The sequence below is a fragment of the Sphaerisporangium sp. TRM90804 genome (assembly GCF_029846175.1).
GTDB lineage: Bacteria > Actinomycetota > Actinomycetes > Streptosporangiales > Streptosporangiaceae > Sphaerisporangium.
In genome coordinates this window covers 46928-58616 of the sequence record NZ_JARWAC010000008.1, presented here as the reverse complement: position 1 = coordinate 58616, position 11689 = coordinate 46928, and the positions used below count along the sequence as shown (strand labels likewise).

Annotated in this window: 9 protein-coding genes; 4 read left to right on the top strand and 5 right to left on the bottom strand. The window is 74.2% G+C overall.

Going from position 1 to position 11689, the window contains the following annotated elements:
• Positions 1-73: 73 nt before the first annotated feature.
• The 3 genes from PYR91_RS10490 to PYR91_RS10480 all read right to left on the bottom strand — a co-directional run bounded on the left by PYR91_RS10490 (position 74) and on the right by PYR91_RS10480 (position 3794).
• Positions 74-1180, bottom strand: coding sequence for a saccharopine dehydrogenase NADP-binding domain-containing protein (locus PYR91_RS10490; RefSeq protein WP_279779323.1), 1107 nt, complete (start codon positions 1178-1180; stop codon positions 74-76).
• A gap of 86 nt (positions 1181-1266) precedes the next feature.
• Complete coding sequence (locus tag PYR91_RS10485) at positions 1267-2049, bottom strand: FxLYD domain-containing protein (protein WP_279779322.1); 783 nt, start codon at positions 2047-2049, stop codon at positions 1267-1269.
• Between the two features lie 134 nt (positions 2050-2183).
• Complete coding sequence (locus tag PYR91_RS10480; RefSeq protein ID WP_279779321.1) at positions 2184-3794, bottom strand: ATP-binding cassette domain-containing protein; 1611 nt, start codon at positions 3792-3794, stop codon at positions 2184-2186.
• A gap of 223 nt (positions 3795-4017) precedes the next feature.
• Between PYR91_RS10480 and PYR91_RS10475 the strand changes: the two genes are divergently transcribed.
• Together PYR91_RS10475 and PYR91_RS10470 are read left to right on the top strand one after the other, a co-directional pair.
• On the top strand, positions 4018-5121 hold the full coding sequence (locus PYR91_RS10475; protein ID WP_279779320.1) for an MFS transporter: 1104 nt from the start codon (positions 4018-4020) through the stop codon (positions 5119-5121).
• 64 nt (positions 5122-5185) lie between these two features.
• Positions 5186-5488: a hypothetical protein gene (locus PYR91_RS10470; RefSeq protein ID WP_279779318.1), complete on the top strand. Its 303-nt coding sequence runs from the start codon at positions 5186-5188 to the stop codon at positions 5486-5488.
• 55 nt (positions 5489-5543) lie between these two features.
• On the opposite strand, the gene PYR91_RS10465 is transcribed toward PYR91_RS10470, so the two are convergent.
• The gene (locus PYR91_RS10465; RefSeq protein ID WP_279779317.1) at positions 5544-9005 is read right to left on the bottom strand and encodes a phosphodiester glycosidase family protein; all 3462 of its coding nucleotides are present in this window, start codon (positions 9003-9005) and stop codon (positions 5544-5546) included.
• Positions 9006-9312: 307 nt separating this feature from the next.
• Between PYR91_RS10465 and PYR91_RS10460 the strand changes: the two genes are divergently transcribed.
• Positions 9313-9819 carry an SRPBCC family protein gene (locus tag PYR91_RS10460; protein WP_279779316.1) on the top strand — a complete coding sequence of 169 codons (507 nt, stop codon included), beginning with the start codon at positions 9313-9315 and terminating at the stop codon, positions 9817-9819.
• A 121-nt stretch (positions 9820-9940) separates the two neighbouring features.
• On the opposite strand, the gene PYR91_RS10455 is transcribed toward PYR91_RS10460, so the two are convergent.
• Positions 9941-10954: a serine hydrolase gene (locus PYR91_RS10455; protein ID WP_279779355.1), complete on the bottom strand. Its 1014-nt coding sequence runs from the start codon at positions 10952-10954 to the stop codon at positions 9941-9943.
• Positions 10955-11111: 157 nt separating this feature from the next.
• On the opposite strand from PYR91_RS10455, the gene PYR91_RS10450 reads away from it, so the two are divergent.
• Positions 11112-11630 carry a hypothetical protein gene (locus tag PYR91_RS10450; protein ID WP_279779315.1) on the top strand — a complete coding sequence of 173 codons (519 nt, stop codon included), beginning with the start codon at positions 11112-11114 and terminating at the stop codon, positions 11628-11630.
• Positions 11631-11689 lie beyond the last annotated feature (59 nt).

Here is an 11689-nt window from a genome sequence, read left to right as displayed (position 1 = left end):
ACACGGTATTTACTGCTGATCACATATGCACGCGGCGGCGGCACCCCGCCGCGCCGGTCGCCCGCCTGAGGGGTCAGACCTGCTCGCGCAGCCCCGCCTCCGCGCAGCCCTCCACCAACGCGTCGAGGCCGAACGCCTCCACCGGGCCCACGGCCCCGCGGGCGCTCACGCCCTGGGCGGCCGCGGTGACGCCGGCCCACGCCAGCAGGCGGCCGGTGTAGTCATAGGGGTCTCCGCCGTGCAGCTCCACCGCCGCCAGCCTGCGTCCGGCCCGGTCGAAGGCCTCGGCGATGACCTGGGAGGAGATCGTCGGGCCGCCCGAGGAGGGGGCGGGGTCGCGGCTGGCCGACCTGATCACCCGATCGGCCACGGCGTCGGTGGCCCGCTTGGCGCCGGGGATGACCGCGACGTAAGGCGTAGCCCGCGCCAGCACGCCGGCGGCTTTGGTGAGCCCGCCGAGCCAGCCGAGATAGACGTTCACCTCGCGCAGCCCGGAATGCGTACGAGGAAGGGCGAAGTGCTCGGAGGCGCCCACGGAGAGGCCGTGCCGCCGGCGGCCGTTTACGAAGAATATTCGGGTACGCCCGTGTTCTCGAAGAATGCGGCCGTCTCTGAAACCGTACATGGGCTCGAGCAGCATTCCGACCGCGGACGCCCGGGTGCCCCTGCTTGCCCGCCGGGACACATTCCCCTGCACGAAATACCCGACGTCCACGCGGACCGCTTCGGGGCCGGCCTTCCTCAGCGCCAGGGAGGCCGCCAGGTTGCCCGGCACGTAGTCGTACCCGAACGCCGTCAGCAACGTGGCGCCGGAGGCCGCGGCTGCCGGGCCGTACCGCTGGAAGATGCGCCGGATGAACGTCGGCTCGCCCGTCGTGTCCAGGTAGATCGCGCCCGCCTCGATCGCCGCCTCCACGGCCGGCTCCCCCCAGCGGGCGAACGGCCCCACGGTGGAGATCAGGACGCCGCCCGGCTGCAGCAGCCGCCGCAGCGTGGCCGGGCGGTTCACGTCGGCGACCGCGGTGGGCAGCTCCACCGGCAGCGAGGACGCCAGCGCCTCCAGGCGGGCGGCGTCGCGCCCCGCCAGGACGGGGTGGGCTCCCTGCGCGACGAGCGCCTCGACGGTGAGCCGTCCGGTGAAGCCGGTGGCGCCGAACACGACAATCCGGGGGGAAGTCATGCATGTACCGTAGCCCGCCGATGATTTCAAGATCCACAGCGGCGCCGGATCGCCGCCTCCGGTTTCGGGAATCGTCAGCCCCGCGCTCACGGCCGGCGTTCGGTCGGCATGGCTTGGCTTCCCCGGTCACGGGCGAACGGCGGCGTCTTCGGCTTCGTCATCCCCGGCGGCGCCGCGCCGCTCAGGGCCAGCTCCTCGTAGGGCCTGGCGCTGGAGCCCCAGGTGCGCGCGGTGATGTCGGTGCGCGCCACCTGCCCGGTGCCGGCGAGCCCCTCGACGGTGAGCACGAACCGGCGGGGCGCGCCCGTGCGCACGTCGTCCACGTAGGTGCTGGCGCCGCCGACGAGCTTGCCGGCCTTGTCGCGCAGCAGCGCGGTCACGACCAGGCTCGTCGCCGCCTTCTGGTACGGGTTGCCGACCGCGCCGGTCACCAGGTAGGAGCCGTTGCCCAGCTTCTCGGTGTTGGCGGCCGAGATCGGGAACGGCACGAACGCCGACGGGATCCGGGCCGCCTTGCGCCACTGGGCCGGCCTGAACGTGACCCGCACGTCGATCGGCTTGGACGACGCCAGGGCCTGGCCGGTGAACCTCAGCGACCCCGCCGGCGGGACGGCGTCCAGCGGCTGCTCGGTGTGGACGACCTCCTTGCCCGCGATGTCGCGCCCGATGACGGTGGCCGCGACGTTCTCGCCGAAGTGCCACCGGTTGGGGTTGGCGATCACGCCCGCCCAGGTCACCACGTACCCGCCGGTCCCCTGGGTGACCGACGAGCTCTGCTCTCGGACCACGAGGGGCTTCTGGAGCTCCTTGGGCCGCGGCTCCTCGCCGCACCCGCCGAGCGGCGCTCCTACCGCCACTGCGACGACCACGATGCCGAGTCCGCGTGCTGTCGTGTTTCGACTACGCTGGGTCACAAGGCCGTCATAGCCCGGTTAGTCAGGCCTGACTCCCGCGACACGCGCGTGCCGGACGAAGTTTTACCGCCACCCAGCCTTGGTAGCGCTCACCGCTCCCGGACGACCCTGGCCTCGTCCCACACCGGCTCGGGCGCCTCGTACACCCGGCCGTCGGCGCCGAACACCAGGTAGCGGTCGAAGCTCGCCGCGAACCAGCGGTCGTGCGTGACCGCGAGCACCGTGCCGTCGAACCGCTCCAGGCCCTCCTGCAGCGCCTCGGCGCTGGCGAGGTCGAGGTTGTCGGTCGGCTCGTCGAGCAGCAGCAGCGTGGCGCCCGACAGCTCCAGCATCAGGATCTGCAGCCGGGCCTGCTGGCCGCCGGACAGCGTCTCGAACCGCCGCTCGGCGACCGCGCCGGCCAGCTCGTAACGGGCGAGCGCCTTCATGGCCTCGTTCTTCAGCCGGGCGTGCTCGGTCATCACGATCTCGCAGGGGGTGCGGCCCCGCAGCTCGGGCCGGGCGTGGGTCTGGGCGAAGTGCCCGGGCACCACCCGCGCCCCGAGCCGGGCGACGCCCGTGTGCCGGACGTCCTCACCCGCGACCAGGCGCAGGAAGTGCGACTTGCCCGAGCCGTTCGACCCCAGCACCGCGACGCGCTCGCCGTACCAGATCTCCAGATCGAAGGGGCGCATGAGGCCCGACAGCTCCAGGCGCTCGCAGATGACCGCCCTCTTGCCCGTGCGGCCGCCGCGCAGGCGCATGCTGATCAGCTGGTCCTTGGGCGCGACCTCCGGAGGGCCCTCCTCCTCGAACCGGCGCAGGCGGGTCTGGGCGGCGTGGTAGGCCGGGGCCATGCCGTCGTTGTACGTCGCCTTCTGCTTCAGCATGGTGACCAGGCGCTTCAGCTTGGCGTGCTCCTCGTCCCAGCGGCGGCGCAGCTCGTCGAGGCGCTCGTTGCGCTCCCTGCGGGCGGCGGCGTAGGTGGCGAAGCCGCCGCCGTGCACCCAGACGCCGCCGGACTCCACGGTGACGATGCGGTCGGCCGCGTTGGCCAGCAGCTGACGGTCGTGCGACACCAGCAGGACGGTCTTGGGCGTCTCGCGCAGCGCCTGCTCCAGCCACAGCTTGCCGGGCACGTCGAGGTAGTTGTCGGGCTCGTCGAGCAGCAGGGTCTGGTCGGGGCCGCGCAGCAAAGCCTCCAGCACCAGCCGCTTCTGCTCGCCGCCGGACAGGGTGTTGACCTCGCGGTACTTCACCCGGTCGTAGGGGGCGCCGAGCGCGGCGATCGTGCAGGTGTCCCAGAGCACCTCGATGTCGTAGCCGCCGGCGTCGGTGTAGTCGGTGATCGCCTGGGCGTAGCGCATCTGCGTCTTGGTGTCCTCGCGCTCCATCATCGCGAGCTCGGCCTCCTCCAGCCGCCGCGCGGCGTCGCGCACGCGGTCGGGCGCCACCGACAGCAGCAGGTCGTGGACGCTGCGGCCGTCGCGGATTCCGCCGATGAACTGGCGCATCACGCCGAGCCCGCCGGAGCTCGCCACACTGCCCTCGACCGGGCGCACGTCGCCCGCGATCAGGCGCATGAGCGTGGTCTTGCCCGCCCCGTTCGGACCGACCAGCGCGGCCTTGACCCCCTCGCCCACCCGGAACGAGACGTCGTTCAGCAACGGCCGCCCGTCCGGCAGCACGTACGTCAGACGGCCAACCTCGACATGCGACACGGCTATCCCTCCACGGCTTCTCGGCGGAGGGTACCCACACCCGGCTTCCCGGCGCACCCCCATATCGGGCGTCAAGGCCGCCTTGCCCGCCCGCGCGGGGAAAACCCGTTGCCCGCAGGGTGGGGCGGCGTTGTAGCTTGGCCGCATGACATGGCGACATTGATCCTCACCTGAGTCACCCCTCGCGCGCCGGCTGTACGCCTACGCGTTCTGCGAAGACCTCGTGCTGCTGTACCCCGTGTACGCGGTGCTCTTCGCCGAGCACGGGCTGTCCCCGGCGCAGATCTCCTCGCTGTTCATCATCTGGTCGGTCACCGCGTTCGCGCTCGAGGTGCCGTCCGGCCTGTGGGCCGACCGGTTCTCGCGCCGCCGCCTGGTCGTGGCCGCGCCCCTGCTGGCCGGCGCCGGCTTCGCCCTGTGGACGTTCCTGCCCGGCTACCTCTCCTTCGCGCTGGGCTTCGTGCTGTGGGGCGCCGGCGGCGCCATGCGCTCCGGCGCGCTGCAGGCGCTGGTGTACGAGGAGCTGGCCCGCCTGGGCGCCACCGCGTCCTACGCGCGCCTGATCGGGCGGTCCGAGGCGCTCGGCTACACCGCCGCCCTGGCCGCGACGGCGCTCGCCGCCCCGGTGACGGCGGCCGGCGGCTACACGGCGCTGGGCGTGGCCAGCGTCGCCGCCACGGTGCTCGCCGCGCTCGCCGCGCGCGCGCTGCCGGAGTCGCGCGGCGGCGCCGCGGAGCGGGGAGACGGCTACCTGAAGGTGCTCACCGACGGCCTCGGCGAGGTCCGGCGGTCACCCCCGGTGCTCCGCTCGGCGGTGCTGGTCGCCGCGCTCATGGGGGTCGGGGCCCTGGACGAGTACGTCCCCCTGCTGGCGGCGGCGACCGGCGTCGCCGCGGCCGTGGTGCCGCTGCTGGTGCTGATGGACACGGCCGGCGCCACGCTGGGCGGGTGGCTCGCGGGCCGCGGCGCCCGGTGGACGGCGCCGGCGCTGGCCGCCGCGGCGGTCTGCCTGGCCGCCGGGGCGGCGAGCGGCCACCCCGCGGGGATGGCGCTCGTCGCCGTCGCGAGCGGGGTGTTCCAGTGGGCGACGGCCAACGCCGACGCCGGGCTGCAGGACCGCGTCCCCGACCGCACACGGGCCACCGTGACGTCCATCGCCGGGTTCGGCTCGGAGGTGGTGGCCGTGCTGTTCTTCGCCTCCTACGCGGTGGGCTCGGCCTGGGCCGGGCCCGGGCAGCTGCTGGCCCTGGCCGCGCTGCCGTACCTGCTCGTCGCCGTGGCCATCGGGTGGTCCCGGCGGCGGCGGAGGGGGCAGGACGGCGGCTGATCCCCGCGCCGGGCCGGGACGCGGGCGGGCGGGCGTCCGGTTCGTCGAGGAGCCACGGCCCGGCATGGCAGGATTCCCCCCATCGATCAAGCGGCCCCTGGGGGAGATCACGGTGGAAGACGACGACTACGTCCCCATAGGGGAGGCCCTGACCGGCCTCACGGTGTCTCCGCTCCCCGAAGGCTGGACCGCGCTGGGCGCCATCGTCCTGGTCAAGTGCTTCGACGAGGAGGGCCGCTCCTCGTGGGCCTTCCGGCGCACCGACGGGCTGAACGACGAGGAGCTCCTCGGCGCGCTCATGGTCCGCACCGACCTGCTGCGCCGAGAGCTCCTGGACGCGTACACCGGCGACGATGACGACGACTGACCACCGCCGGCGGTGAGGCGCGGCGCCCGGGGGGCGCCGCGCTCGCGCGTTCGGGTCAGGAGGCCTTGGCGGCGGCCTCCGCGATCAGCTCGACCGTCGCCCGCCGGGTCACGCCGTTGACGGTCACCGCCAGCGTGACCGTGCCGGCCCGCCGCGCGTGCAGCTCGCCGGTCTCCGCGTCGAACCACGCCACGTGGTGGGCGCGCAGACCCGCGCGGTCGCCGACGCGCACGTTCGGCGACGCGCTCCAGTCGGCGCTCATCGGGTAGGCCAGCGGCAGCGTGCGGCCGTGCTGGGTGACCGACGCCCGCACCAGCGCCGTCTCCCCGGCGGCGACCCGCCCGGGCGCCTCGACGGCCAGCTCGTCCACGTGCGGCCGGACCTCCGCGTACAGCCACCCGGGCGACCGCAGGAACGGCAGGCGGCGGGTGATCTCGATCTCCGCCCTGCTCAGCGGGTCCACGCCGAACAGCGTCCAGCCGTTGAACCCGCCGCGCGGCGCGGCGGGCGCCTTGCCCGCGTTGCCGTTGACGAAGTACGGCACGCCGTCCACCCGCCCGGCGTCGAAGACCCCCACGTGCGAGCCCACGTACGCCGCGCCCTTGCCGGAGCGCTCGCGGAACCCGCCGAGCCACTCCTCGACGAGCGCGGCCTCCTTGCGGTCGCCGAGCTGACTGTTCTTGGCGGGCAGGGGGTCGCGCGGCGGGTGGTGCGCGAACACCGTCACCGAGTTGATCGTGTCATCCTCCGCCGCCCCGTCGAGAGCGGCGCGCAGCATGCGGATCTGGTCGAACGATCCGGTGCGGTAGGAGCCGGTGGAGGAGTCGAGCAGGACGAAGCGGGTGCCCTTGTGGTCGAAGGTCCGCGAGGCGGGGCCGAACACCCGGGTGAAGCCGTCGATCGAGCCGGTGCCGTAGATCTCGTGGTTGCCGGGCACGTAGTAGTACGGCAGCCGGTCGCCGATCTCCTCGTCGAAGATCTTCTTTGCCAGGGCCAGGTCTGCCGGGTATCCGGTGTCCACCCAGTCGCCGTTGACCACCAGGAAGTCGGGCTTGGCCGCGACCGCCTCGCGCAGGGTGCGGCGGGCCCGCTGTACCCAGACGCTGTCGGGGTCCTGGGCCACGAACTGGGCGTCGGACACCACCGCGAACCGCCACTTCCGCCCGTCCACGGTGCCGTCGCGCACCACGAGCGGGTCCGGCTCCGGCGCCGGGGCGGGCGGCGTCTGCACCGAGGGCGGCAGCTCGGCGGTGACGTCGTCGATGATCACCTCGCCGGTGTATCGCCGGTCGGCGCCCGTCTCGATGGTGTAGAACCGGGTGACCTGGATCGGGTAGGCGACGGAGGCGGGGACCGCCACCTCCAGGCGCTTCCAGCCCTCCCAGGTGATGTAGGGGCCGTAGACCGAGAACGACTGGCCGGCCGCGTCCGTCACCGTGAAGGCCGTCCACTCGCCCTTGCCGTGGCCGTACACCCAGGCGCCGAGGGCCTGCGGCTGTCCTTCGATCGTGATCGGCTCCGGCGGGTAGGCGTAGGCGGTGCGGGTCGCGGTCGACCGGGTGAAGTCGTACGACAGCCGCAGTCCGGGCCCGGTGTGCCCCTCGGCGACCGGCTCGACGGCGCCGCCGGCGCGCGCGGTGCCGAACCGCCACCGGGCGCCGTCCTCGAAGCCGGCCACGGTCCTGCTCTCCAGGCCGACGCTCACCGGCACGGCGGTGCGCACCCCGGCCACCTCGGCGGTGACCAGCGCGGAGCCGTACGACTTGCGCGGCGTGACCACGAAGTCGCCGTCCGGCCCGGCCGCGATGGCGAAGGCCGAGGTGTCGTAGGTCAGCTTGACGTCGGAGGGCTCGACCGGGGCGGTGAAGCCGTCCCGGTCGAAGCCGACGACGCCGAACCGGCCGGTGGCCTCCGGCGAGGCGATCGTGACCCGGTCGGCGGTGGCGCCGAGCCGGGTGAGGCGGTCGAGCACGGTGAGCTTGATCTCGCCGCGGGCCGTCCCCCTGGATGCCTTCACGGTGACGTCGCCGGCGACCCGCCCGCGGAACACGCCCGCCTCGTCGACCGTGCCCGCGGGGCCCGTCGAGTGCCACCGCGGGGCGCCCTCGGCCGGGCCGTAGGTCTCGTCGTAGCCCCGGGCGACCAGCTTGCGGGTAAGGCCGGTGAACACGCGGTCGGGCCTGCCGCCGCGCGTGGGACCGACGCCGGGCGCGGCCGCCGGGTCGGCGGCGGTCTCCACCCAGAAGCCCTTCAGCCTCCCGCTGCCCCGTGCCGCGAACAGGCCGATGCCGTTGGGCGTGTGCCGCTCGGCGCCGTCGGACGGCTGGTTCTCGACCGTGCCGCGGGCCTGGCCGGGCTCGCGGGCGAGCATGGTGGAGGAGCCGCCGCCGTCCAGGTTGAGCGCGTCGTGCGCCCCGGCCTCGCGCATCAGCTCGGCCAGCTCCAGCATGGTGACGCCGCGGCTGTCCACCTGACGGCCGTCCACGGTCAGCAGGTACATCGTCCGGCGGTCCTCGGAGAAGCCCGCGGCCGTGCGGGGATGGGCGGCGGGGTCGGTGAGCGGGAGGACGCGGCCGTCCTCGATGAGCGCCTGGTTGCCGCCGACGGCGAACGCGGGCGTCCTGCCGCTCTCGGCCCGGGGCCTGTAGGTCAGCCCCACGGCGTCGCCGGGCTTGAGCGTGCGCAGGAGGTCGCCGCCCGCCTCCCTGCCGACCAGCACGAACCCGTCGGCCGGGATGTCGCCGGCGCCCAGCGTGTCGCTGACCGAGACCACCTCGCCGTCCACGACCAGCGCCTCGGCGACCCGCTGGGCGCCGTCCGCGGCGACCCGGGCGCGTGAGGCCGTGCCCCACAGTGCGGTGAACGCGCCCAAGCCGTCCTTCTCGACGAAGTGGGCGTTGAGCTGGTCCAGGGGCTGGGTGCGACCGCCCGGCAGCGTCACCCGCCCGTCCAGCAGCACCCGCGTGACCTGGCCGAGGCCGCCGGTGTCCAGCCCCGCCGTCGGGCCCGTCCAGCCGGGCACCGCCGACTTGACCAGCACGCCGTCGTCCACGCCCGCGCCCAGCGCCGCGCCGGTGTTGTTGATGTCGAAGAAGTCGCCGTTCACGCCGGCGATCGCCCCGGCCCGCTCGGCCTGCCTCGACAGCGGCTCGACGGCGGCCACCCGCTCGGGCGAGAGGTAGCCGGCGCGCACCCCGTCGTCCGCCAGGTCGACCTTCAGCAGGTCGGCGCGCAGCCACCCCTTGGCGTCCAGCCGGTCGAAGGAGGTGAGGGTGGTCCCCGGCGCGACGGGGCGGGTGCGCCGGGCGGTCTCGATGTACGGCACCGGTTCGGCGGCGCCGCTCATCAGCAGCGGCTCCGACACCTTGGACGACGGGGCGGCGAACCGCCCCTCCCCGGGCTGGAACGGCCCGGCGACGGGCACCGGATCGCCCGGCGGCTCGGCGAGCGCCGGAACGGCCCCGCCGAGCAGTATCCCCGGGACGGCGAGCGCGATGACGATGGCGCGGCGCACCACGTGTTCTCCTTCGGGACGGCGACGAGAGGCGGGGCGCGAGGCCCCCGGGACAGGTAACCCGCGCCGGTGATCACGCCGCGGGCGGAAGGGTGACGCGACACGTAAATCTCGGAGAATGCCCACACCCAGATCTGTCACGGCGGCCTTCCCGCGCCCCCCTCACCGCCCCGGCAAGACGCGGGCCCGGCGCGGCTCCCCCCGCAATGGACCGTTTCACCCCCAGTCCGCCGGCACGCCTGTTGCCGAACGCGTGCGCCGGTCGAGAATGGAGGCACCACCGGAGGATCACGATCGCGCGGAGGTCGGCGTGGAGGACTACGGCATCACCGGAACGCGTGTCGAGCTGGAGACCCATGTCGACGTGCCGCGCGAGCGGCTGTGGGATCTCATCACGTCGGTGCCGCGCATCGGCGAGTGGAGCCCCGAGTGCGAGCACGGCGCCTGGGTGAGCGGCGCCGAGCCGGAGCTGAAGCCGGGGACGCGCTTCGAGGGGCGCAACCGCCGCGAGGGCCGGGTCTGGACGGTGACGTGCATGGTCACCGAGGCCGTCCGCCCCAGCACCTTCGCCTGGGTGGTGCTCGACCCCGCCGACGACCCCGAGCGCCCCGGGTCCACCTGGCGCTACGACCTAGAGCCCGGCGACACCCCCGACCGCACGCTGGTGCGCCACAGCTTCGTCCACGGCCCCGGCAGGACCGGCCTTCGCGACATGATCGAGGACAACGCCGAGATCGCCGAGCTCATCCTCGAGGTGCGCAAGGGCGAGCTGCTCAAGCACATGCAGGAGACGCTCGACGCGATGGCCCGTCCCTGACCGAGGCGGCTCTCGCGGCCGAAACGCACCGGCCGAGACCCCCTGGCCGAGGGCCGTCCCCGGCTGCGCCGAGACGGCCCGTGCCCGGCCGCGAAGCCGTTCCCGGGCCGCCCCGGGGCCGTCAGACGGCGCCCCCGGCCCAGGTCAGCAGCCGGCGGGCGGTCACGAAGCGGCGGGCGCGTGTGGTGTCGCCGAGGACCGCGCCGATCAGCAGGCGCCCGCCGCGCTCGGTGGCGAACAGCAGGCAGGCGCCGGCCGCGCGGGTGTAGCCGGTCTTGACGCCGATCACGCCGGGCACGGTGCCGATCAGCTCGTTGGAGTTGAGCCACACGTGGGCCCGGTGTGCCGCCGTGCGGGCGACCATCCGGCGTTCGGCGCCGGCGATCGCGCGCAGGGCGGGGTCGGCCAGCGCGATCCGGGCCAGCCGCACCTGGTCGGCGGCCGTGGACCACCCGGCCGCCCCCGAGGTGAGGCCGTCGGAGGTGGTGTAGCGGGTGTTCGTCAGGCCGAGCTCACGCGCCGCCGCGTTCATCTTGGCGACGAAGCGCTTCTCTCCCGGGCCGTAACGCCCGGCGAGGGCGTGGGAGGCGTCGGCGCCGGACGGCAGCATCAGCGCGTAGAGCAGCTCCTTGACGGTCAGCCGCTCACCGGCGCGCAGGGAGGCGTGCGTGGCGTTCTTCGAGGCCGCGTGGCGCACGTCCGCCGCCGACACCCTGACGGTGTCGCTCAGCTCGGCCTCGCGCAGCACGACGTAGGCGGTCATGACCTTGTTGAGGCTCGCCACCGGCACCCGTGCCGAGGCCCGCTTGCTGTACAGCACCCTCCTCGCCCTGTCCGGCGAGACGTCGACCAGGTAGGCCGTCCGCGCGGAGACGGTGGGCGGCGCCGCCAGGAGCTCGGACGCGGTGCGGCCCGCCGCCGGGGTGACCGGCGGGAACGGGAGGGGGGCGGGGAAGGTCGCGAACGCGCCGGACGCAGCCGGGGTGGCGGGCGAGGGCTGAGGCGGAAGGGACCGCACGCCCTCGGCGGGTGCTGTCAGGGCGTGGGCGGGCACCGCGCCGGGGAGCGTCGCCGCAAGGACGATCGCGCCCGTGTACGCGACCGACCGCCATTTCCCCCTGAATCCAGTCACCATGGTCACGGGCCGGATCCTAAGCCGCACGCCCGTTTTTTACCTCTATATCGGGGTGAAAACCTGGTTCAGGGCGGCAGAAGTACCGGTGCGTACGGGGAAGGACAGCCCTTGCCCGGAACGTCACGGCGTCCGGGCGAGCGCGAACACAGGAGGTCCCATGGGTGCGACCGACCAGCCCGCACACGTCGGAGCGCTGCTGCGGCACTTCGCCGACCTGCGGGACCACTCGCACGGCGGGGCGCAGTCCCGCGACGACAAGGAACGCCTCTTCGCCGCCGCCGTCGAGCTGCTCGACCCCTACGCGCGGCAGGCGCTCGACGAGATCGACACCCACCTGCTGCTCGGGACGGGCCGCGTCGAGGCCGAAGGCCTGCGGCGGTCGGCCGACGGCGGCGTGGAGGCGCGGTGGACGCTCTGGTGGCCCGAGCAGCGCGCCGCGGACGTCGACCCGGTCACCATCCGCGCGTTCTACGGGGCCGGGTTCCACCATCCGCACCTGCGCGGCGCGACCGTCCACGACTGGCCGCTCAACGTCTTCACCGAGGAGCAGGCGGCGGAGGTGCTGCCCGCAATGCGCGCCATCGTCACGGCCGACCTGCACAACCTCGTCTTCCAGCGCGACTACCGCCTCGTCCCCGCCATGACGGCATCGGCCGCCGGCGCGCCGGGCGACTGAGCGGCCGGCCGGCGCGACGCGGGGCCGGACGACGCCGGCCCCGCGGCCTCCCAGACCCC